The sequence below is a fragment of the Oceanobacillus senegalensis genome (assembly GCF_900176885.1).
GTDB lineage: Bacteria > Bacillota > Bacilli > Bacillales > Amphibacillaceae > Oceanobacillus > Oceanobacillus senegalensis.
Window position 1 is genome coordinate 3,505,178 of record NZ_LT839648.1, and the last position, 24,308, is coordinate 3,529,485.

General features: G+C 36.8%; 17 protein-coding genes, 2 tRNA genes, 1 other RNA gene and 1 other annotated feature. Of the genes, 5 read left to right on the forward strand and 15 right to left on the reverse strand.

Annotation, left to right across the window (positions count from 1 at the left end; all coding sequences use genetic code 11):
- Positions 1 to 30: 30 nt before the first annotated feature.
- From dnaX to tadA, 3 genes are all read right to left on the reverse strand, one after another.
- On the reverse strand, positions 31 to 1,722 hold the full coding sequence (gene dnaX / locus CAO17_RS17000) for a DNA polymerase III subunit gamma/tau (protein ID WP_085993765.1): 1,692 nt from the start codon (positions 1,720 to 1,722) through the stop codon (positions 31 to 33).
- Positions 1,723 to 2,077: 355 nt separating this feature from the next.
- Positions 2,078 to 2,342: signal recognition particle sRNA large type (gene ffs, locus CAO17_RS17005), an RNA gene on the reverse strand.
- Between the two features lie 274 nt (positions 2,343 to 2,616).
- A complete protein-coding gene (gene tadA, locus CAO17_RS17010; RefSeq protein WP_085993766.1) occupies positions 2,617 to 3,081 on the reverse strand; it encodes a tRNA adenosine(34) deaminase TadA in 465 nt (154 codons plus the stop codon).
- A gap of 596 nt (positions 3,082 to 3,677) precedes the next feature.
- Between tadA and CAO17_RS17015 the strand changes: the two genes are divergently transcribed.
- Positions 3,678 to 4,967: a glycoside hydrolase family 18 protein gene (locus tag CAO17_RS17015; RefSeq protein WP_085993767.1), complete on the forward strand. Its 1,290-nt coding sequence runs from the start codon at positions 3,678 to 3,680 to the stop codon at positions 4,965 to 4,967.
- A 54-nt stretch (positions 4,968 to 5,021) separates the two neighbouring features.
- Here the strand turns inward: CAO17_RS17015 and CAO17_RS17020 are convergent, their stop codons facing one another.
- Positions 5,022 to 5,459, reverse strand: coding sequence for an Rrf2 family transcriptional regulator (locus CAO17_RS17020; RefSeq protein WP_085993768.1), 438 nt, complete (start codon positions 5,457 to 5,459; stop codon positions 5,022 to 5,024).
- Positions 5,460 to 5,594: 135 nt separating this feature from the next.
- Here CAO17_RS17020 and hmpA point away from each other — a divergent pair, with 135 nt between their 5' ends.
- Positions 5,595 to 6,821: an NO-inducible flavohemoprotein gene (hmpA, locus tag CAO17_RS17025; protein ID WP_085993769.1), complete on the forward strand. Its 1,227-nt coding sequence runs from the start codon at positions 5,595 to 5,597 to the stop codon at positions 6,819 to 6,821.
- An 85-nt stretch (positions 6,822 to 6,906) separates the two neighbouring features.
- Here the strand turns inward: hmpA and acsA are convergent, their stop codons facing one another.
- Both acsA and CAO17_RS17035 read right to left on the reverse strand, forming a co-directional pair.
- Positions 6,907 to 8,622, reverse strand: a complete 1,716-nt coding sequence (acsA, locus tag CAO17_RS17030) for an acetate--CoA ligase (RefSeq protein WP_085993770.1) — start codon at positions 8,620 to 8,622, stop codon at positions 6,907 to 6,909.
- Positions 8,623 to 8,820: 198 nt separating this feature from the next.
- Positions 8,821 to 8,893, reverse strand: a tRNA-Arg gene (locus CAO17_RS17035).
- A gap of 129 nt (positions 8,894 to 9,022) precedes the next feature.
- Here CAO17_RS17035 and CAO17_RS17040 point away from each other — a divergent pair.
- Complete coding sequence (locus tag CAO17_RS17040) at positions 9,023 to 9,685, forward strand: deoxynucleoside kinase (protein ID WP_085993771.1); 663 nt, start codon at positions 9,023 to 9,025, stop codon at positions 9,683 to 9,685.
- On the forward strand, positions 9,675 to 10,355 hold the full coding sequence (locus tag CAO17_RS17045) for a deoxynucleoside kinase (protein WP_085993772.1): 681 nt from the start codon (positions 9,675 to 9,677) through the stop codon (positions 10,353 to 10,355). Before CAO17_RS17040 ends, CAO17_RS17045 begins: the two co-directional genes overlap by 11 nt.
- A gap of 64 nt (positions 10,356 to 10,419) precedes the next feature.
- Here the strand turns inward: CAO17_RS17045 and proC are convergent, their stop codons facing one another.
- From proC to guaB, 5 genes are all read right to left on the reverse strand, one after another.
- A complete protein-coding gene (gene proC / locus CAO17_RS17050) occupies positions 10,420 to 11,232 on the reverse strand; it encodes a pyrroline-5-carboxylate reductase (protein ID WP_085993773.1) in 813 nt (270 codons plus the stop codon).
- Positions 11,233 to 11,675: 443 nt separating this feature from the next.
- Positions 11,676 to 11,768: transfer RNA gene (locus CAO17_RS17055), tRNA-Ser, on the reverse strand.
- A gap of 223 nt (positions 11,769 to 11,991) precedes the next feature.
- Entirely contained in the window at positions 11,992 to 13,266 is a 1,275-nt protein-coding gene (gene serS, locus CAO17_RS17060; RefSeq protein WP_085993774.1) for a serine--tRNA ligase, read from the reverse strand.
- A 74-nt stretch (positions 13,267 to 13,340) separates the two neighbouring features.
- Positions 13,341 to 13,559, reverse strand: a binding site (T-box leader).
- Between the two features lie 163 nt (positions 13,560 to 13,722).
- Entirely contained in the window at positions 13,723 to 15,060 is a 1,338-nt protein-coding gene (locus tag CAO17_RS17065; RefSeq protein ID WP_425435891.1) for a serine hydrolase, read from the reverse strand.
- A gap of 315 nt (positions 15,061 to 15,375) precedes the next feature.
- Positions 15,376 to 16,845: an IMP dehydrogenase gene (gene guaB, locus CAO17_RS17070; protein WP_085993775.1), complete on the reverse strand. Its 1,470-nt coding sequence runs from the start codon at positions 16,843 to 16,845 to the stop codon at positions 15,376 to 15,378.
- A 249-nt stretch (positions 16,846 to 17,094) separates the two neighbouring features.
- On the opposite strand from guaB, the gene CAO17_RS17075 reads away from it, so the two are divergent.
- Positions 17,095 to 18,039, forward strand: a complete 945-nt coding sequence (locus tag CAO17_RS17075; RefSeq protein ID WP_085993776.1) for a YaaC family protein — start codon at positions 17,095 to 17,097, stop codon at positions 18,037 to 18,039.
- A 122-nt stretch (positions 18,040 to 18,161) separates the two neighbouring features.
- Here the strand turns inward: CAO17_RS17075 and gyrA are convergent, their stop codons facing one another.
- The 4 genes from gyrA to recF form a co-directional block, all read right to left on the reverse strand.
- A complete protein-coding gene (gene gyrA / locus CAO17_RS17080; RefSeq protein ID WP_085993777.1) occupies positions 18,162 to 20,666 on the reverse strand; it encodes a DNA gyrase subunit A in 2,505 nt (834 codons plus the stop codon).
- Positions 20,667 to 20,801: 135 nt separating this feature from the next.
- Positions 20,802 to 22,730: a DNA topoisomerase (ATP-hydrolyzing) subunit B gene (gene gyrB / locus CAO17_RS17085; protein WP_085993778.1), complete on the reverse strand. Its 1,929-nt coding sequence runs from the start codon at positions 22,728 to 22,730 to the stop codon at positions 20,802 to 20,804.
- A gap of 146 nt (positions 22,731 to 22,876) precedes the next feature.
- Complete coding sequence (gene remB / locus CAO17_RS17090; protein ID WP_085993779.1) at positions 22,877 to 23,158, reverse strand: extracellular matrix regulator RemB; 282 nt, start codon at positions 23,156 to 23,158, stop codon at positions 22,877 to 22,879.
- Between the two features lie 33 nt (positions 23,159 to 23,191).
- Positions 23,192 to 24,304, reverse strand: coding sequence for a DNA replication/repair protein RecF (gene recF / locus CAO17_RS17095; protein WP_085993780.1), 1,113 nt, complete (start codon positions 24,302 to 24,304; stop codon positions 23,192 to 23,194).
- Between the last annotated feature and the right edge of the window lie 4 nt (positions 24,305 to 24,308).

The window sequence follows — 24,308 nt, forward strand, 5'->3', positions numbered from 1 at the left end:
CATTTCATTCTAGGTAAATTTTGCACTTCTTTATTCATGAATTTCAACCAAATCATCCCCAAACAACTTTTTAGCCTCATCAATAAGGGGGGTAGACTGATCTTTCTTTGACGTGGATTCCCCACTTGCTTCATGTTTATTAATGAAATCTGCTCGTAATTCCTGCCAATCTTTCTCGGGAATTGGTATGATGGTTAGTTGTTTATTTAAAATACTGGCAAGAACGGATTCAACGGTATCTTTATGATCTAGAAATAAAGAACAGTGAATCTCATATTTGAAAGCAACAACAAGTGCCTCATCCGAAGCAGCTGCCGGCTTACTATCTTGTATGGTAGCATGCGCTGGGGCATTCATTCCCTTTAACTTACTTAAGAAATTAGCCCACCCAGACTGAACCTGTTTTAAGGCTTGTTTTTCTGCTTGCTTTAAAACTTCTCTTATACGATCATATGGAATTTTATAAGTGTTCTTCCCTGTTCTAGCTGGTCTTTTTCTTTCTTTTGTTGCAACAGGTTGATTTCCTGATGCTACTGGAGTTTGCCTTAATTGTTCCAGTTCTTTTTCTAAACGGGAAAGCTTTTGCGTTAATTGCATTACTGCTTCCGAGTCTACAGAATCTGTATGTTCTGGCTCATTATAGCGATTGGTAATCGTTAACACCGCTACTTCTATAAATATCTTTGGACTGTTCGTCCACTTCATTTCTTGCTGACACTGATTCAACTGTATAATTGCATCTTGAATCCAATCATTGCTCACTATATCTGCTAAAGATTGAAAGGGTTCATTTACTCTAGCTCTTTCCAAAAGTCCTTCAAGAGATGGTGCACTTTTATACAAAAGTAAGTCACGCATGAAGAAAATCAAATCATGAACAAATCGCCCAGGATCTTTACCATTTTGAATAATCTTATCTAATAACTGTATAGATTTTTGAACATCTCTATCAAACATTGCTTGAACAACTTCCGTAAGAACATCCTGTGAAACTCCACCTGTTACAGCCAGTACGTCATCTAATTCCACAACATCTTCACTATAGGAGATAGCCTGATCCAATATACTTAAAGCATCACGCATTCCGCCTTCTGCTGCCAAGGCAACGGTTTCTAATGCTTCATCAGAAACAGACACATTCTCCCTTTCCAAAATATACTTCATACGATTTACTATAGCCTGGTTTGTAATTGGCTTAAAGTCGAATCGCTGACATCTGGAATGAATGGTTAACGGAATTTTATGTGGCTCAGTTGTTGCTAAAATAAACACAACATGCTTAGGTGGTTCCTCCAATGTCTTTAATAGAGCATTAAAGGCATTATTCGAAATCATATGTACCTCGTCAATAATGTACACTTTATATGGAACCGAACTTGATGCGTATTTTACATTTTCTCGTATTTCACGAATATCATCTACACTGGTATTCGATGCTGCATCAATCTCAATAACATCTGAAATGGAACCATCCTGAATACCACGGCACGCAGCACATTCATTACAAGGTTCTCTAACTGGTGCCTGTTCACAGTTGATGGCCTTAGCAAATATTTTTGCAGCACTCGTCTTTCCGGTACCCCTTGGGCCAGAAAAAATGTAGGCATGCGAAAACTTCTGCTCAACAATAGCATTTTGCAGTGTTCGTGTAATATGTGTTTGTCCTGCTACATCTTCAAATTTCCTTGGACGCCAAACGCGGTATAAAGCTTGATAGCTCATAGCAAAATTCCCCTCAACATTCTCTCTTTATTATACCCGATTTAAGGGGTGTATGTGAACTATCACGGAGAAATCATTTATTTTAAATTGCTCTGGTACCAAATAAGGATTTTAAAAAGTAATAAAAGGTAAAATAAAAGGATTCTCTCCGTAAATTCTAAATATCCTTCTTCGTACTTAAAAGTAAATATTCATGAAAGGATAGTCGTATTTCTACAACGGTAATCTTTTCTTATGAAATTAAGGAACATTATATATATTGCATCACAACTATCATTTTAAAAACAGCAAACTAAAAAAGCTAGAGATCCGACAGACCTCTAACTTATTATTTCTATTTGTAATATATGTATAACCGTGCACCCACTGTCGATGAAACGGCTATATGCGTTACTCAAGTTCATGGCTCAGCCTAGGCTTCCCTGCGGCACACAGAAATGACCACTTACTGCTGCTTCCTTCCGGACCTGACAGGATTCATGGGTTTCTGTTGCGCAGGACCTAAGCGTCAACACCAATCCCTTGAGGCAGACCATACAGTCGCTCACCTCGAGTGGGAATTCAGCCTCGCTATAGCGGATTGCGAGTACAGGGCACCGCTACCTCCCCGCCTAGCACGGTAATTTACATTATAGCGATATTTTGTTTGTTTTGCAATGGTAATAGCAGGAAATCTCTAATAAACGGATTATAAAGTCTACTCTAGTTGTTCTATTAGCTTAGATTGACTAATTTCGTTTCTTGATTTTCAGCAAGAGTTTCTTTTCATCAGCCTCAACTTTGTAAAAAATTTATCGTTTCGCCACGTGTAAAAAAAGCAAAAGAAACAGTTTAGAATCTTGTAGCTCATTTCCTTTTCGATTACATTTCAAAAGTATCCTGATAATAAAAAAACTAGCTCAGCTTTTTTCTTTGTCTTAAATCACGAAAGAAGTCCGTTAATAATGTGGAGCATTCTTCCTCCAGTACGCCCTTTGTTACTTCTACTTGATGGTTAAATCTTGGTTCCTCTAGTAAATTCATCAATGTTCCCGCGCAACCTGCCTTTAAATCACTTGCACCGAAAACAACACGTTTGATCCTAGATTGGACTATAGCGCCAGCACACATTGGACATGGTTCTAACGTGACATATAATGTACAATCTTCCAATCTCCAACTTCCAACTTTTTTATTTGCTACTTCTATAGCCATTAATTCGGCATGTGACAGCGTTGTCTGAGAAGTTTCTCTTACATTATAACCGGTAGCAATTACTTCATTTTGATACACAATCACCGCTCCAATAGGTACTTCATCTATGTCCCTTGCCTTTTTTGCCTCTTCAATTGCAATAATCATATATGTTTCATCTTGCATTACATCACATCATTTCTATTCATGATTCATATCCTACTCATATGTTAATCACTTTAATCTCCTACAGCAAGTAATGAGATAATAACTACTGTCATAACTGCACATAAAAAAGGCTCTATTCATAAATTTATTGTTCCTTTACTTCACCATTGAAGAAAAATGCGCAGTAGCTAAAAGTCAAGATAGTATGATAATATCGCTGCGGAAATATCTGTCAAGAATTTTATGAAATTTATCCTCTTATAAAGTGGTTGATTAGAGCGGAGCCAGCCGACTCCTTGAAAAAGAAGACCGCTTTTTCTGTGTGCGATGTAACGCTCTCGAAGCCTTTCTTGTCCTGTAGGAATAGCACGTATCTGAAGCCGTGCCCACGGAAAGCGACTGCCCGCAATGTAAATTAACGTACACCAATACACTTTATTGACTGACAGGTTAATGCGCATTCTATCTAAAATGCTAAAAAGCAGCAGGTATAAATATAAGAATTAAAATAAACAACCATCCATAATAAATAGATTGCCATTTTAGTTGCATATCTTTTTTTCACTTTTCATACAGTGTAATAACTAAAAAGATTATTTAAAGGAGGAAGTTTATTGCAAATACATGTTGTACAGCCAGGGGATTCTTTATCTTCGATAGCCAATACATATAATTCATCTGCTAATGCTATTATTGATGCAAATGAACTAGATGCTCCGGGTCAGCTTGTAATAGGTCAGTCTTTAGTTATTCCAATCGTCGGGCAATTTTATTTTGTTCAGCCGGGAGACAGCCTTTTTACTATAGCCGGGCAATTTGGTATATCGTATCAAGAATTAGCACAAATCAATAACTTCCCTGTTAATAATACATTACCAGTAGGCTATCGACTGTATGTACCTCCACCTACAAAAAGACCGATCACTTCCATGGGTTACATTGAGCCACTTGGGGGAACTGTTTCAGATACATTGGAGAATTCTGCTAATAAAACAACCCCTTACCTTACCTACCTGGCCCATTTTAGCTTCCGTGTCAATCGAGATGGAACCCTTTCTCCACCACCTTTAGGAAATTTGCGCCAAATTGCTGAGGCTAATGGTGCTTCTTTATCACTAGTAGTTACGAATTTGGAGGAAGGATCATTTAGCTCAGATTTAGGCCATATCATCCTTACTGTTCAGGCTGTACAGAATACTTTATTGGATCAAATTGTGAATACTGCCACTTCGGGCGGTTATCGTGATGTACATTTCGATTTTGAATTTATTTACCCTGACGACCGTGAGGCATATAATTCCTTTTTACGAAAAGCGAAGGACCGTTTATCCCAAGCTGGATTAATTATGTCTACAGCTCTTGCACCTAAAAGAAGCGCAACCCAGGAAGGTATCGTATATGAGGGACATGATTATAAAGCGCATGGTGAAATTTCCGATTTTGTCGTTTTAATGACTTATGAATGGGGATATAGTTATGGTCCACCCATGGCTGTATCACCACTTGACCAGGTTCGCATTGTGGCAGAATATGCATTGACAGAAATTCCTGCGAATAAAATTATATTAGGCCAAAATTTATATGGATATGATTGGACACTCCCTTTTCAAGAGGGAGGAGAAGCAGCAAAAGCACTTAGTCCCCAACAAGCCATTGCATTAGCAAGGGAAAACAATGCAGCCATTCAGTTTGATACTACAGCACAGGCTCCTTTCTTCTACTATACAGATAGTGAAGGAAACAATCATGAGGTGTGGTTTGAAGATGCAAGGTCGATACAAGCAAAGTTTAATTTAATTAAAGAATTAGATTTACTTGGAATCGCATATTGGAAGCTTGGTTTGGCATTTCCACAAAATTGGCTTTTATTAAATGATCAATTTAATATAACGAGGCTAGACTAAAATAACCTTGTGGAAATAAAAACGCGGAATCTATACGTAGATTCCGCGTTTTTATTACTTCATTCCCATTAGCTCACGTAGTTCCTGTTCATTTTCTATTAAATCCTTTAATGTAAATTCCTCAAGCACCTTAAAGAATGCATGTAATGCTTTATTAAATACATGCTTTAATGTACAAGCTGGGGTAATGACACAATGATCGGCTCCTTTATCAAAGCACTCTAGCAAATTCAAATCACTTTCTAATATCCGGACAACCATTCCTATATTTATATCTTCAGGCTGCTTTCTTAATCGAATTCCACCGTTTCTACCTCTAATCGTTTCTATTAATTCCAGTTTATTTAACTGAAACACTATTTTTCCTAAATGATGTTGAGATATATTAAAAACATTTGATATTTCTTTAATATTGGCAAGTTCTCCATCCTTTTTCATTCCTGTAAATATTAAAACTCTCAAGGCATAATCAGTGTATTTTTTTAACTGCATTACATAACACCCCATTTCTTCACAATATTGTAACACATAAACGCTTTTACCTATTGATACAGTGTTAATATTTTATATACAATAAAGATGTATTTAAAATACATGTTTTAATTTCTAAGGAAATGGAGTGTTTATATGTCTACGGAAACAGCTAAATTAAATCAAGAAACGATGGAAATTATTAAATCAACTGTACCAGTTTTACAGGAGCACGGTACTACCATTACGAAACGTTTTTATGAAATGTTGTTTGACAATCACCCAGAATTAAGAAACATCTTTAATCAGACTAATCAACGTAAAGGTGACCAGCCTAAAGCATTAGCTAATGCAGTTCTTGCTGCTGCCCAACACATCGACCAATTGGAAGCGATTTTACCAGTTGTTAAGCAAATTGGACAAAAACATCGAAGCTTAAATATTAAACCGGAGCATTATCCAATTGTCGGCGAAAATTTACTAGCTGCGATAAAAGATGTACTAGGTGATGCTGCGACGGATGAAATTATAAATGCATGGGCAGAAGCTTATGGGGTTATTGCAGATGTATTTATTTCCGTGGAAAAAGAAATGTACCAAGAAGTATTGAATCAACGTGGGGGATGGGTTGATTTCAGAGACTTTAAGGTAGTTAAAAAAGTAGTGGAAAGCGATGTCATTACTTCATTCTATTTAGAGCCTGCTGATGGTGGTGAAATTCCTTCCTACTTACCTGGGCAATATATTACTGTGAAAGCTGAAATAGAGGGTCAACCATATAACCATTTAAGACAATATAGTTTATCGACTTCTCCAGGAAAAAACTATTATCGTATTAGTGTAAAACGTGAGGATGCATTAGGAGATACCCCAGCAGGTGTTGTTTCTAGTTACTTACATCACCATGTACATGAAGGCAGCATTCTTCCAATAAGTGCACCAGGTGGTGACTTTGTATTAGACTTAGAAGATACGAGACCATTAGTTTTAATCAGTGGTGGAGTTGGTTTAACACCGATGATGAGTATGCTAGAAACTGTCATTGAAAAACAACCCGAACGTCAAGTAATCTACATTCATGCGGCTCGTTCCGGAAAATTCCATGCAATGAAGGATCGTGTGAATGAAGTTGTAAGAGATAACTCACAAGTAACTAGCTATACTGTTTATGATAATCCTGAAGAAAATGAAGAGTTTGATAAAGAGGGTTACATTAATTATGAATTTTTGAAAGAAGAACTCCCAACTAATAATGCAGCATTTTACTTCTGTGGACCAAAAGGATTCATGCGTGCAATGTATCAAAACCTAAAACGATTAGGTGTAGATGGACAAGATATTCACTTTGAAATTTTTGGACCAGCTGAAGATATTACGGCATAATTTAGTAAAAACAACGCTCAGATCATTTTAATCTGAACGTTGTTTTTTCTCATCTTCTATTTTGACTTTTTGTATGAATACATGCTTATTTTTCAAGTGTAGATGTATCACCAGTTGGTAATCCTAATTCCCATGATTTAAGTAATCTACGCATAATCTTACCACTACGAGTCTTAGGAATGCCATCTGTCACTTCTATTTCACGTGGGGCGGCATGGGCACTCAAACCTGTTTTTACAAATTTTCGGATATCCTCTAATAGCTCCTCCGACTCACTATATCCATCATTGAGAGTGATAAATGCTTTAATAATTTCTCCACGTTCTGGATGTGGCTTACCGATAACACCAGCCTCAGCAACAGCTTTATGCTCAATAAGCTTGCTTTCTACTTCAAATGGTCCAACACGTTCCCCCGACGTATTAATTACATCATCTAGTCGTCCTTGGAACCAGAAGTAACCATCCTCATCATAATAAGCACTGTCACCAGAAACATACCATCCATTTATAAAATAGCTTTCATATTTACTTGGATTATTCCAAACCTTGCGCATCATTGCAGGCCATCCAGCTTTTATTGCCAAATTACCCATCTGATTTGGTGGTAATTCGTTTCCTTCATTATCTACAACAGAAGCCTCTATACCCGGAATAGGCTTACCCATTGATCCAGGTCGAATTTCAAGCGAAGGTAAATTCACAATAAGCTGTGCACCAGTTTCTGTCATCCACCATGTATCATGAATTCGTAAATCAAATGCCTTTAGCCCCCATGTAATAACTTCAGGGTTTAACGGCTCTCCTACACTCATGATATGACGTAAAGAAGAGAGATTATACTCCCTCACTTTGTCTTCTCCATGGCTCACAAGCATGCGTAATGCCGTTGGTGCTGTATACCACACAGAAACCTTATAATCCTCTAACGTTTTATACCAGTCATCTGGTGTAAATCTTCCACCACGGATAACATTGGTTACCCCATGAAGCCATGGCGCAAAAATCCCATAGCTTGTCCCTGTTACCCAACCTGGGTCAGCCGTGCACCAATAAACATCATCTTCCTTAAGGTCAAGCACCCATTCACCAGTAGCATAATGTTGAATCATTGCATGATGAACATGGTATACTCCTTTTGGTTTTCCAGTAGAACCAGAGGTATAGTGTAAAATCATTCCATCCTCCAAATCTACCCATTCCATTTCAAAGCTATCAGAAGCAGCACTCATTTCCTTTTTATAGTCAATGTATTTATCAGAGTCATCTTTCATATCGCCAACAACGACTATCTTTTCTAAGTTAGGTAATTCAGCCTGTGGAACACGCTCTAAAAGCTCTGGTGTCGTTACAAGCATCTTCGCTTCACTATCCTGTAAGCGATCACGGACAGCCTGCTCCATAAACGCTTCAAAGAGTGGCCCGGCAACTGCAGCAACCTTTAATATTCCAAAGAATGTAGCATAAAACTCTGGACTTCTTGGCATAAACAGAAACACACGGTCTCCTTTTTCAATACCATACTTTTTCAAGACATTCGCAAATTTATTACTTTCCTTACTCAAATCCTCAAAAGTAAGCCGTTCTTCTCTATCAGGTGAAGAATACAATAAAGCTACTTTATCCTTTTTCTCAGGATTTTCAGCATGACGATCTAATGCTTCATACGCCATGTTTACTTTTCCAGTACTACTCCAGGAAAAGTTTTTCTTTACATCATCCCAAGAAAAGTTTTCTTTGAATTTTTCATAATCCTTTAAGTTATGATTACCGCCTCTTACTGGTACAGTTTGCATATCCATATCTTTCACCTCACCTTAGATTTTGAAATCGATTACAATTTCCATTAAATAAAATAATTAAAAAATTAGGTAACTTATATATATTTTAGAACATTCTGTGACAATTTTAAAGTAGAAAGATTTAAAAAGTACAAAAAAACACACTAATGACGTAATTAGCGTGTTTTTTAATAGAAATTTATAAAAAAAGGCAAAAAACGACCCCGGCAGGATTCGAACCTGCGACACATGGTTTAGGAAACCATTGCTCTATCCCCTGAGCTACGAGGCCTAAATTAGAATGCGTATATTATTATACAAAAAAAAACGAAAAAAAGAAAGTATAAAACAGACAGTAACTATGTTAAAATAGTTTATTGTGAATTAATAGGCTTAGGCAGAATGGATTGGAGGATTTGCCATGACTGAAGTTCCTTTTATTGCTATCGAAGGTCCTATTGGCATTGGAAAAACATCTCTGGCTAAGAAGCTATCCAATCATTATGGATTTCATCTTTTAAAAGAAATTGTTGAGGAGAATCCTTTTCTAGGGAAATTTTATGAGGATATTGAAGCATGGAGCTTCCAAACTGAAATGTTTTTCCTTTGCAATCGATTTAAACAGTTAGAGGATATCGAGAAACAGTATTTAAATAATAAAGAAGCTGTTATTTCCGATTACCATATATCAAAAAATATGATTTTTGCCAAGCGTACCTTAAAAGCAGATAAGCTTGATAAATATAAAAAAATTTATCACATTTTAACGGAAGATATGCCTGTTCCCAATATGATGATTTACTTAAATGCTAGTCTTGATACGATTTTAAAAAGAATTCATCTTCGTGGAAGAGATATAGAGCAAAACATTAAACCTTCCTATCTGGAACAATTATCTCAGGACTATGAGCATTATATGAATGAGTTTGAACAAATGCACCCAGAAATTCCAGTTATTCGAATTAATGGTGATGATGTGGATTTTGTACAATATCAAGTTGATTTAGATACAATTATCCAAAAGGTGGACATGCATTTAAAAAAACTTAGCGAAGAATTAAAGGGGAATAAAAATGAATCTTAGAGAAAAATACCAAATCCCTAATGACAGTGTTATTACAATTGCCGGAACTGTAGGGGTTGGTAAATCTACCATGACAAAAGCTTTAGCAAAATCGCTAAATTTTAAAACGTCCTTTGAAAAGGTGGATACAAATCCATATTTAGAGGATTTCTACCATGATTTCGAGCGTTGGAGCTTTCATTTGCAAATTTATTTTCTAGCTGAGCGATTCAAAGAACAAAAGAGAATTTTTGAATATGGCGGTGGATTTGTACAAGACCGCTCCATTTATGAGGATACTGGGATTTTTGCCAAAATGCATTATGAAAATGGCAATATGTCAAAGACAGACTTTGAAACATACTCTAATTTATTTGAATCCATGGTTATGACACCATATTTCCCACATCCTGATTTGCTTATTTATTTAGAAGGATCCCTTGATGATGTATTAAAGCGGATTAATGAACGTGGCCGAACTATGGAGAAAAATACTCCAGTTTCCTACTGGGAAGAAATGCATAGACGTTATGAAGAGTGGATTAATAACTTTAACGCATGCCCAATTTTACGATTAGATATATCTGACTATGACTTATTAAACGAGGAAAACAGCATCGAACCTATCTTAAAGAAGGTTGGCTATTTTATTCAACAGGCTAGGAAACCAACATCAAGAGGAAATAGATAATATAGATTTTTAGATAATCACTGGGTAGACCAAACAGAGGCTACCCAGTTTTCTATTAATTTCATTACTCTTCCCCTAATTCCTCTGACCGTTCCTTTGCACTTTTTACACATTGCATGAGAATTTTGTGCATGTGATTTTCTTCTAATACATGGATTCCCGCTTCTGTTGTTCCATTAGGACTTGTTATCTTTTTACGCAATACATCGGCTGGCTCCCCAGATTGCTGTAACATGGCACCAGCTCCAATAACTGTTTGTGTAATCAATTGCTTGGCTATATCTTGATCCATACCCGCTTCGATAGCAGCTCTTTCCATCGCTTCTACCATATAATAAAAGTAAGCTGGCCCGCTTCCCGAAATTGCCGTAACAGCATGCATATCCTTCTCATCTACAATCGTTGTCGTCCCAATTGTATTGAAAAGCGTTTCTGCTAATTTCAAATGTTCCTCATCTGCATATTCCCCTTTTGCAAGGGCTGTAGCAGAATGTCCAATCATTGCAGATGTATTAGGCATCACACGTACGACTGGTGAGTTTACAGCCAATTCTTTCGTTATCGCTTCTGTTGAAACCCCAGCAAGAATGGAGATGATTAACTTATTTTCCGTAATATATGATTTTAATTCCTGAAGGGAATCATGTAAGTCATATGGCTTCATCGCTAAAACAACAATATCCGCACTATTTACTGCCTTTTCCTTATCTTCCATACTTACTATCTCATAGCGGTTTTCCATTTCCTCTAGACGCTTTATATTACTCCTATTTGTTACATAAATATGTTCGTTGGGGACAATCTCCGCTTTCACTAAACCTGAAATTATTGCTTCGGCTATTGAACCTGCACCTAAAAATGCAATTCTCTTCTTCATATGTTTTTCCTCCCCTATATTTCAATAAAAAAACCCATTTCATCCAAATAAAATAGGACGAAATGAGTTCCGCGGTACCACCTATATTGGTAAATCAATTACCCAACTTTCTTGATAACACAGTATTCTGTGATTAGTTATACACTAACGACTCTTAGGTAGGTTCGTACTAGCCCCATCGATGGAACCTTCCAGCCAAGAGTCCCACTCTCTTGCGAATCACTATGTACTACTAGCCTAATCTTCATCTTTGGTATTCTTTTATTTTTAAGTAATATATGCTGTTATTGAAATTTTGTCAAGGTCATTGCAAGCATTTTATGTAAATTTGTTTATATGTATGTTGTAAAGGAAGAATAACATATTAAGTTCACAATTAAAAACACCGCTACGTAGTATAGCGGTGTTGGTTTATCTCCAATATTTGTGTGTGCTGTTATAAATGGAGGAGGTAGAGGGATTCGAACCCCCGCGCGGTTTGACCCGCCTGTCGGTTTTCAAGACCGATCCCTTCAGCCAGACTTGGGTATACCTCCGTAACGACAAAAAATAATATACCATGTTGAATTTCCCATGTCAATATGTAAATAGTAACTTTTTTAAAAAACCTGCATTCACTTTTCCATTAGTCATGCGTTTATTTAAAATGGTGAGTAATATTAGTAGTCTTGTGTGGTAGGTGGTATTAAAAAAGGAGAAGAAGATGAAAGTAGGGGGAGAAAGAGAAATTCATACTTTCATCTTTTTCTTAGTATTATCTTATTTAATCCATTCTATACCACCCATATATGGACGTAATACTTCTGGAACTTTTACCGATCCGTCCTCCTGCTGATAATTCTCTAAGATAGCTGCGACAGTTCTACCTACTGCTAATCCAGAACCATTCAATGTGTGTATAAATTCAGGCTTACCATTTGCTTCTCTGCGGAAACGAATACCTGCTCTTCTCGCCTGGAAATCTTCAAAATTAGAGCATGAAGAAATTTCACGATATGTGTTTTGATTTGGAATCCATACTTCAATATCGTATTTCTTAGCAGCAGTAAATCCTAAATCCCCTGTACACATACTCATCACACGGTATGGTAATCCCAATAACTGTAGAACTTTTTCAGCATGTCCAGTTAGAGTTTCTAACGTTTCATAAGAATCTTCCGGCTTTGCAAAATGAACTAATTCTACTTTATTAAATTGATGCTGACGGATTAATCCTCTCGTATCTCGTCCTGCAGAGCCAGCTTCAGAACGGAAACTTCCACTAAAGGCAACATATTTCTTCGGCAAATCCTCTGCCTTAAAAATTTCATCACGATGATAATTCGTTACCGGTACTTCAGCAGTTGGAACCATAAAGTAGTCCCATCCTTCTAATTTAAATGCGTCTTCTTCAAATTTAGGGAGCTGACCAGTACCAGTCATACTTGTGCGATTTACGATATATGGAGGAAGCATTTCAACATACCCATGTTCATCAGCATGAAGGTCCATCATAAAGTTCCATAAAGCTCTCTCCAGTCTTGCACCCAAACCTTTGTAAAATACAAAACGACTTCCAGTTACTTTTCCTGCACGTTCAAAGTCTAAAATATCTAGGTTGGCAGCTATATCCCAATGTGGTAATACCTCAAAGTTAAAATTAGGAACCTCTCCCCACTTACGCGCCTCCACATTATCCTCTTCATCTTCACCAACTGGAACACTTTCATGTGGAATATTTGGGATAGAAAGCATTATTTGCTGTAGTTTTTCCTCTATTTCCTTTAATTCTTTATCAAGTGCAGAAATCCTTTCTCCTACTTCACGCATTTCTCTAATAGCTGGCTCCGCATCTTTTTTCTCCTTTTTCAGAGCAGAGATTTGTTTCGTTGCTTCGTTACGCTTTGCCTTTAATTTTTCTGTTTCTGCTATTAGCTCTCTTCTTCTTTCGTCAACTTCACCAAAATGATCAAGTTCTGATAAATCCTCACCGCGATGAGAAAGCTTCTCCTTCACTTCTGTAAAATTATTTCGTAAAAATTTCATGTCTAACATAAGTAGTCCTCCTTTTATTAACTATCTTTCAAATGAACATGTTTCAAAAACACAAAAAAATCTCGTCCCCATTATATAGGGACGAGATAAATTCCCGCGTTGCCACCCTTGTTGAAGAGAATTCTCTTCCGGCTTAAACGTTTTAACGGTACGTAACCGGGTTTACCTACTGACTAATGCTTTTAGTAAACCAGTTCAAGGATGGATTCACAGTCATCTACCATCGATTTTCACCAACCATCGACTCTCTTTAGGTAGAACATACTGGTACTATTTCCTATCAATACTTTTTGATTAGAGGTTGTTCAACTATTCCGGAAAAAGGACACCTCGAATTTCTTGGTCCTTCTTATCCTACCTTTTTGAACATACACAGTATATTATTTTTAAACTAATTTATAGATATCATAATCAATTTTAAAACTTTATGCAAGTCGACGAGAATCATTTTAAATCCTAACTAAATAGACCTGCAATCCAATCCACTGCGGCAGTGAAGATGTTAGCGAAAAAGTCACCAATTGCCCCAAGCATTAGCATAAACCAGTTTGACTTCTCTACTGCAGCATCTGTAACTATTGGAACAGTGCCTTTATTATTATCTGTAATAAATCCGTAATCATTATCACCATTATAAATAAGTTCAGCTTTTCCAACTACTTCTCCTTTTCCAATAGGAGCAGTTAATTCCCCATCCTCATTTAATTTTTCTTTATCAAAATGATACTTAACTGTATATAAATCAGCCTCATCTGTCTTTATCGGTATGGTGATGGATTCCCCAAGTGAAATATTTACGGAATCCTCTTTACCCTTGGTTACAGGAAGAGATGTTTGGTCTTCCAATTGATAGCCACTAGGAAATAGTTCCTCGTTCTGGAAGTTATTAAATCCATAATCTAAAAGTTTTGCTGTCTCTTCAAATCGTTCTTCTTTACTATCTGTACGCATTACAACTGAAATCAAACGATTCCCATTTCTAATAGCTGTACCTGTGAAGCTGTTTCCTCCACTTTCTGTATAACCGGTTTTTAACCCATCAATGCCTTCATAGTAGAATTGCTCTAAGAATGTTGCATCATGAGGAAGCATCCAGTTCCAATTGCGAATAGTCTGACCAGCAAATGTCATCTCTGGAATAGATGATGTCTCTAATACTTCAGGAAAATCATGAACAAGATGATAAGCTAGTAGTGCTGTTGATCTTGCAGATAATAAGTTTAAATCATCGGCCTCTGTTCCTTCTGGGTGATTACCATCCAGATCAGCATTATCAAGCCCAGTTGAGTTAACAAATTTATATTCCGTAAGCCCCATTTCTTCAGCTTTCTCATTCATTAACTTAACAAATTCCCCTTCAGAACCTGCAATGAGTTCCGCAAGAGCAACAGTTGTTGCATTATCAGAGTTTATGGCCATTGCCTCGTATAGCTCTTTCACGGTATAATCCTGATCTTGCTTCAATCCAACTCCGGAAAAGGCCTCATTTGCTGAAATACTATATGCATAGTCACTAATTTGTGTTGTAGTATCCCAAGAAAGCTCCCCATTATTTATTTTTTCCAAAACTATATACTCTGTCATCATTTTTGTCATACTAGCTGGTGGAATAGTAGCGTCCGGGTTTTTTGCATACAGAATCTTCCCTGTTTCAAAATCTACCAAAATAGCCGATTCTGCATTTAAATTCAATGATGCCTCTGCTTGAGTGCTATATGGGTTAGAGAGGAATCCCCCAAACATTACTGTCACCAAAAATAGTAATGAGAATATTATTTGCTTGTTGAATTTCAACGTTCTTTACCTCCAAGTTAGTGTTGCCAATCTAGTTTTCCCCTTGTCCAATCTGAAACACACTTTGCTATTTTACCATAGGAAGTCAAAAAAAAATAGATGAGGAAAGTCCTCACCTTTTATTTTTTCCAGTTGTAGGAAAATTTTTTCTATCTAAGAAAGGAAATATAAAATGAATCTTCAATTAGTGGGGGTATTACTACCCTTATCTGCGATAAAATTATTTATTAATATCACCATACATGTCTTCGAACAGGATAACCAAAGTCCTAGGACGAGAAGACCTTAAGATATAAAGCATGTATTCTTTGGTTCTTATACAGAATAGTTCGGTGACTCTTTTGTTATTTGTACATCATGTGGGTGGCTTTCGCGTAAACCCGCATTGGTAATTCTTACAAATTGTGCATCATTACGTAAGTCTGTAATGGTCGCTGCTCCACAATACCCCATTCCAGAACGTAATCCCCCGATTAGTTGATGGACAGTGTCAGCTAAAGCTCCTTTATATGGTACTCTTCCTTCTATACCTTCAGGCACTAACTTTTTATTATCTGCTTCAGCTTGGAAATAACGGTCTTTAGATCCAGCCTTCATTGCACCAACCGATCCCATACCACGATATACTTTGTATTTTCTTCCTTGGTAAATTTCTGTTTCTCCTGGGCTTTCTGTTGTTCCGGCAAACATACTACCCAACATAACAGCATGTGCTCCAGAAGCTAATGCTTTTACAATATCACCGGAATATTTAATTCCGCCATCTGCAATAACTGGTACACCATATTCATGTGCTACCATTGCACAATCATGAACCGCTGTGATTTGCGGTACCCCAACACCCGCTACAACACGTGTCGTGCAAATAGAACCTGGCCCTATACCAACTTTAACAATACTAGCACCTGCTTCAATTAATGCTCTTGTTCCTTCTGCTGTTGCTACGTTCCCAGCTACAATGTTTAAGTCAGGGTACTCGCTGCGCACTTCCTTCACTTGGCTTAATACACCTTTAGAATGGCCGTGTGCAGTATCAATAACAATGGCGTCTACACCTGCTTCAACTAATTTTTCAATACGCTTCAATGCATCTTTCGTTACTCCTACAGCTGCCCCGACTAAAAGTCTTCCATGAGCATCCTTTGCTGCATTCGGAAATTCAATTACCTTTTCAATATCTTTTATGGTGATTAATCCTTTTAATATATTATTTTCGTCTACTAGAGGAAGTTTCTCTATTTTATACTGTTGTAAGATTTTCTCCGCTTCCTCCAATGTTGTTCCTACAGGAGCAGTAATAAGATTAGTGCTCGTCATTACTTCAGATATAGCAATAGAATAATCCTGAATAAAGCGTAAATCACGATTTGTTATAATACCTACAAGTTTTTGCCCTTCAATAGAATCAACAATTGGAACACCAGATATGCGGAATTTCCCCATTAAATGTTCAGCATCGTAAACCTGATGTTCAGGTGTAAGGAAGAATGGATTCGTAATAACGCCACTTTCAGAACGTTTTACACGGTCTACTTGCTCCGCTTGTTCTTCAATTGACATGTTTTTGTGAATTACACCAAAACCACCTTGTCTGGCCATAGCAATTGCCATTTCAGCTTCTGTTACAGTATCCATTCCAGCACTAATAAATGGAGATTTTAATTTTAGACTTGGCGTTAACTCTGTATCAAGTTGAACCTGATTTGGTAATACCTCAGATTCTGCTGGTAATAACAACACATCATCAAACGTTAAACCTTCTTTAGCAAACTTATCTTTACGCAATGTTACTCCTCCTTTTTTATTTAAGAATACTTCTAAGCGAGATATTATTTAAAAGGTACTCTATTAACAAATTACCGACGAGAATCCATTTAACTTTTTTCTAAAATAAGTATCAAATTTATGAAAAAAGATTAAACTAGTAAGTAAATCTATTTTTATATACTTTACGCTAACTAACCTGCTTTTTCAATACTATACTTTTATAAATCAAAAAGAAATTAGATTCTGAATTTTTGGTGGGATTACTTAATGAATAAAAACGACTTTTATACGTACTTAACGTCTCAACAAACGGCTCAGAGCTTTTTACACCATTGCTATAAGCAACAAGATGAAATAGAAGCAGAGTCAAAGAGCTATGAAAACTCTCAAGCTTTTTTGTATTATCTAGATCATGGGCGAAGATTCTATGACATCGGTAACCATGTAGAATTATTTGCAAAACCCGTATTGTACTTTTATGGATTAACTCATTTATTAAAGGCATGTCTTTTAACAAAGCGACCAAATTACCCAGAATCAACCACCCTTCTATCACATGGTGTAACAGCAAGAAAAAGAAAAAAGAGAGACTATACGTTTCTAGAAGACGAGGTCAAGGTTCAGCAAAAGGGCCTTTTCCCATATTTTTCTAATCACCTTTTCTCCATCGACCATATGCCATTTGAGAAAATAAAAATGAAGGATTTATTTGCTAATCTACCTGAATTCAATCATTTTTTTGCACTAACAGGGGAGCGTAAAATGGAAAAGGTTGGTTCAACGGGCTCCTTCATACTAGCATTTCCAGCTCAAGTATTAGATACACATCATCTAACAGAAAAGGCCTTCATCAAACGTATCGAACCATACCTCCCAAATATAGTGGATATAGATTCAGATCAAAGTAGATTGCAAATAAAAATGGACCAAAAACTAACCAAATCAAAAGGGCCTTTCTATATCCATATGAATAATGGATTAATCTATTTTCCTATTCATAGAGAGCAATTCTTAGCTATTTCAGAAATAATGATTCATTATTTATTGCTCTATAATTTGAGTATGTTATGTAGATATGAAGCTGAGTGGTGGGGGGACTTACTAACTTCCAAACCAGATGTGGACTATCCTTTTATTAAACATTTTTTACATGTAACAGCAGAGAAAATCCCTAAATTACTAGAAGAAGAGTTGTATCTACTTTCACCATAGGAGGATTCGTCTTACCTGATACATCCTGGAACGAACTGTAATGGGGTTACCTGCATACACAGTCCCCCCTCGCCCAATATTAAAAAAAGTAAGGTGACATCCAAAGGGGCCACCTTACTTTTTTATTCATTATCCGTTTCATTATTGCTATCTTTTGAGGTATCTTCTATTGGAATCTCTTCTGTTTCTTCCTCTTCTTCATGTTCAACTTTTGCAACAGTAGCAACTTCTTCTTCGTCCTGAAGGCGAATCAATCTAACCCCCATCGTATTTCTACCTGTTTCTGAAATATCTTTTACTGGAATACGAATTAATACCCCTGCAACTGTAATAAGCATTAAGTCTTCTTTCCCGTTAACAGCCTTCACAGCCGCTACATGTCCTGTTTTATCATTTAGCTTACAAGTGAATACACCTTTTCCACCTCGGTTAATGCGACGATACTCAGTCTCTGGTGTTTGTTTTCCATAACCTTTGTTTGTTACATGGAGAATCTTAGAACCTTCTTCGAGTATTTCCATGGAAACAACCTCATCATCATCTCTCAGGGAAATTCCTCTAACACCAGCTGCTGTTCTACCCATCGAGCGGATTTGTGTCTCTTCGAAGCGAATAAGATATCCGTTTTTCGTTGCAATCATAACATCTTTATTACCATCCGTTAATTTAACAGAAATTAGTTCATCATCTTCGCGAAGTCCTAAAGCAATTAATCCACCTTTACGGATATTTGCGAATTTAGATAGAGCGGTACGTTTAGCGACACCTTGTTTTGTAGTAAAGAAGAAGTAAGCATCTTCATGGTATTCATTTACTGAAATCACAGCGTTTACCCATTCGCCACTTTCAACTTGTAGCATATTAATAATCGGAATACCTTTGGCTGTTCTAGAAAATTCCGGTACTTCATAACCTTTTGCTTTATATACCTTACCTTTATTGGTAAAGAACAATACGGTATCATGAGTGGAAGTTGAAACTAAATGTTCTACAAAGTCATCTTCATTGGTACCCATTCCTTGGACACCTCTTCCTCCTCGTTTTTGTGCACGATAAGTAGAGGATGGAAGTCGTTTAATATATCCTTTGTGCGTTAATGTGATAACAATGTTTTCTACTGGGATTAAATCCTCATCTTCAATGAAGTCTACTCCACCAGCCATTATTTCGGTACGACGATCATCACTGTATTTCTCTTTTACTTCCGTAAGCTCTTCACGAATAATTTCTAAGATTTTTTCCTCATCTGCTAATATTGCTTTTAATTCAGCGATTTGCTTTTGAAGTTCAGCATATTCTTCCTCAATTTTATCTCTTTCTAAGCCTGTTAAGCGTTGCAAACGCATATCAAGAATAGCCTGTGCTTGTTTCTCTGAGAGATTAAATTGTTCCATAAGACTGTTACGTGCAATATCGGTTGTTTTTGAATTACGTATTAGAGAAATAACTTCATCAATATGATCTAAAGCAATACGTAATCCCTCTAAAATATGGGCACGTGCCTCTGCTTTTCTTAATTCAAATTCCGTTCTTCTTCTAATAATCACTTGTTGATGGCTTAAATAATGCTCCAGACATTCCTTAATATTTAACACCTTAGGCTGGCCATCCACTAGTGCCAATGTATTGACACCAAATGTCGTCTGCATAGCGGTCTGTTTGTATAAGTTATTCAGCACGACATTAGGATTAACATCACGGCGTAATTCAATAGCAATACGCATTCCGTTACGGTCCGACTCATCACGTAAATCAGTAATTCCATCAATTCGCTTATCACGAACAAGTTCAGCTATTTTTTCCACGAGCTTCGCTTTATTAACTTGATACGGAAGTTCTGTTACTAAAATCATTGCTTTACCATTTGCTTGCTCTTCAATATCTGCTTTAGCTCGAACCGTTATGGATCCTTTACCAGTTTCATAGGCTTTACGAATTCCACTTCTTCCTAGGATTTGCCCAGCTGTTGGAAAGTCTGGACCATGAATATAGTCATCCATCAGCTCACTTATAGAAATATCCGGATTCTTACTTAATGCCAACACAGCGTCAATTGTCTCCCCTAAGTTATGAGGTGGGATATTAGTCGCCATACCAACCGCTATACCAGATGTTCCATTCACTAATAGATTAGGAAAACGAGCAGGAAAGACAACCGGCTCCCGCTCAGCGCCATCGTAGTTATCCTGATAATCAATCGTGTCCTTGTTGATATCTCGAAGCAATTCCATAGAAATCTTAGACATTCTTGCTTCTGTATAACGCATTGCTGCGGCAGAATCACCATCAACTGAACCAAAGTTACCATGGCCATCTACTAGCATGTAGCGGTAGCTAAAATCTTGTGCCATACGCACCATGGTCTCGTAAACTGCTGAATCACCATGTGGATGGTACTTACCAATAACCTCTCCAACTATACGTGCTGATTTCTTGTAAGCTTTATCAGAATGCATACCTAAGTCATTCATAGCATATAAAATTCTTCGGTGTACTGGCTTCATTCCATCACGAACATCTGGTAATGCCCGTGAGACAATAACACTCATTGCATAATCAAGGAAGGACGTACGCATCTCTTTACTTATATTAACCTCTTGTACACTAGGGCGTCTCTCTTCCGCCATACTTTATACCTCCTAAAGAGAAAAACACTTATCCATGTTTTTCTAGAGATAGGAAACCAGAGATCAGAATTGGGAAATTGGCAATAGCTTGTTCCCTATGTTCTCACCTCTTACTTCTAACCTCTTACTACTGTTTTATATGTCTAGATTTTTAACATACTGCGCATTTTCTTCGATGAAATTACGTCTAGGCTCTACCTTATCCCCCATTAACATATCAAATACCTGATCAGCATCAATTGCATCATCCAATTCAACTTGTAGTAAGGTGCGTTTTTCCGGATCCATTGTTGTATCCCAAAGCTGTTCAGCATTCATTTCACCGAGACCTTTATAACGTTGGATACCTGGTTTAGGAGCACTTGGAAGCTCTGCCAATCGTTCATCGAGTTCCTTATCGCTATATACATACTGAACAGCCTTCCCTTGCTTTATTTGATAAAGTGGTGGCTGCGCAATATAAATATAGCCTTTTTCTATCAATGGACGCATATATCGATAGAAAAATGTTAATAGTAAAGTACGTATATGTGCACCATCGACATCGGCATCAGTCATAATAACGACTTTATGATACCTTGCCTTCGAAATGTCGAAGTCTTCCCCGATACCAGTGCCGAGGGCAGTAATCATAGAACGTACTTCATTATTAGATAGAATTCGGTCTAATCGTGCCTTTTCAACATTTAATATCTTACCTCTTAAAGGAAGAATAGCTTGGAAATGACGGTCTCGCCCTGACTTAGCTGAACCTCCTGCTGAGTCACCCTCAACGATATATAATTCACTAATCGATGCATCTTTTGATGAGCAATCAGCAAGTTTACCTGGCAAGTTTGATACTTCTAAGGCACTTTTCCTTCTAGTAAGTTCCCGAGCCTTTTTTGCTGCCATACGGGCTCTTGACGCCATTAATCCTTTTTCCACTATTATTTTTGCAACACTAGGATTTTCAAACAAAAAGGTAGAGAACTTCTCGCTAAACACCGAATCACATACTGTTCGCACCTCACTATTACCTAGCTTCGTCTTGGTTTGTCCTTCGAATTGTGGGTCAGGATGCTTTATAGAAACAATTGCTGTAATTCCTTCTCTTACATCTTCACCTGATAGGTTAGAGTCTCCCTCTTTAATTAAATTACTTTTACGCGCATAGTCATTAATAACACGAGTTAACCCCGTTCTAAAACCAACTTCATGTGTTCCACCTTCATAGGTGTGGATATTATTTGCAAAGGAGTAAATGTTGGTTGAAAATCCCTCATTATATTGGATAGCTACTTCTACAGAAATATCTTGATCTTCTCCTTCTGCATAGAAAGGTTCATGTAATACTTCTTTATTTCCATTAATATATTCAACGTAAGAAGCAATACCACCTTCATAATAATAGCTTTCAGTCTCCTTATCCTCCGAGCGCTTGTCTTCTAAGGAAATTCTTAATCCCTTATTTAAGAAAGCAAGCTCACGCAGACGTTGTGATAATATATCAAAGTTATATTCTAATGTTTCCGTAAAGATTTCAGGATCTGGACGAAAATGGGTTATTGTACCTGTTTTGTCAGTCTCATCAATTACTTTAATATCTTCTTGTGGAACACCCTTTTTGAATTGTTGATAATAGATTTTATTATCGCGGTGCACGTACACCTCTAATGAAGTAGACAAGGCATTTACAACAGATGCACCAACCCCATGGAGTCCACCAGATACCTTATATCCTCCGCCACCAAATTTACCACCGGCATGGAGAACCGTCATAATTACTTCAAGAGCAGGTCGTCCTGTTTTCTTTTGAACATCAACAGGAATTCCACGACCATTATCTTGTACAGTAATACTATTATCTTCTTCAATAATAACCTCGATATGGTCACAGTATCCTGCTAAAGCTTCGTCAATACTATTATCAACGATTTCCCATACTAGATGATGTAGTCCTCTTTCTGCTGTTGACCCTATATACATACCAGGTCGTTTTCGTACTGCCTCTAATCCTTCCAATACCTGTATTTGGTCGGCATCATATGATTGGTCAGTTGTTACTTTTTCTTCCATCGACATCTTTCTCACACTCATTTCTTATGAAGAACTTAATCTATTTCAAATGATACGAATCATCTATATTAGAAGTTGTTCAAAAAGTTAGGTTCCTCCTTTTTGAACACGTATTACTTAGTTATATATATTTCAAAAATCGTTTAGAATAATTATGAAATAACCTCTTCCGAATAATCATCTAGATTATTAATCGCATGATTAATGCTTGATCGCCTTTTCAAGGTTGAAACCGAAACAGTGGTGTAGTAAATCAAGTCTGTTGTAATCATTATCGATTTAGCATCCTTCATCGTACCAATAATCTTTTTTTCCCTTTTCCAGGCCTTCATCATTTCTCCCATGATTACAGAAGAGGAGATCATTTGATAATCAATGATTGCAATAACATCCTCAGAACGAATTACATTGTCATTTCCTAAATGAATAAACATATATTTTTTCCTGAACCCTTCTTTTAAAATTGGTTATGACTGAACCGTTCCATTAACCACACGGAACATTTCCGCTTTTTCTAATGTCTTGTGGTGAATTCCGTCTACACTTGTTGTAGAAACAAAGGTCTGTACCTTTCCTTGAATGGTATTTAGTAAATGAGATTGCCTGAAATCATCTAATTCACTTAAAACATCATCCAAGAGCAAAATCGGATATTCACCAACCTCTTTATTTATTAATTCTATTTCTGCAAGTTTTACCGATAATGCAGTTGTTCGCTGCTGACCTTGTGAACCATATGTTTGAACATCTTTGTTATTTACATGAAACAATAAATCATCACGATGAGGACCAATTAGTGTTGTACCACGTTCTATCTCTTTTTCTTGTATTTCCTGAAATTTCGATAAATATATATCTTCTATTTTTCCCTTATTTTCCTCTTCTGATACCTCTATTGACGCATTATACTTGATTTCCAGGTTTTCAAGTCCTCTACTTATTCCATAATGAATTGGGCTTGCCCAACTTTTTAAGAGTTCAAGAAACATAAATCGCTTTTCTAAAATAATAGAAGCATGTTCAACAAGCTGGTCTGTTAATACATCCAACATGGTCCTATCTTTTATTTCGCGTCTTTGTAACTGCTTTAATAATTGATTCCGCTGTCTCAAGATTCTTTGATACTTTCCTAAATGATAGATATAGGTTGGTTGGATTTGTCCGAGCTCCATATCTATGAAACGTCTTCTAATTTGTGGAGGGCCTTTAACTAGTGTTAAATCTTCTGGTGCAAACATGACAACATTAATCGCACCAATAAAATCACTCAAACGTCTTTGCTCTAAATGATTTAACTTTGCTTTTTTACCCTTTGAGGAAAGAACAATATCTAGCGGGAGAGATTGATTACGTCTAATAATCCTACCTTCTATTTTAGCATAATCCTTCTCCCACTGTATTAATTCTTTTTCATGAGAAGTTCGATGAGACTTTGTAAACGCTAATACGTAAATAGCCTCCATTAGATTTGTCTTACCTTGAGCATTTTCTCCTATAACAACGTTAATTTTATCATCAAAGGATATTGATAATTTCTCGTAATTCCGATAGTTTGTTAACTCTAACCGTTCAATGTGCATGAAA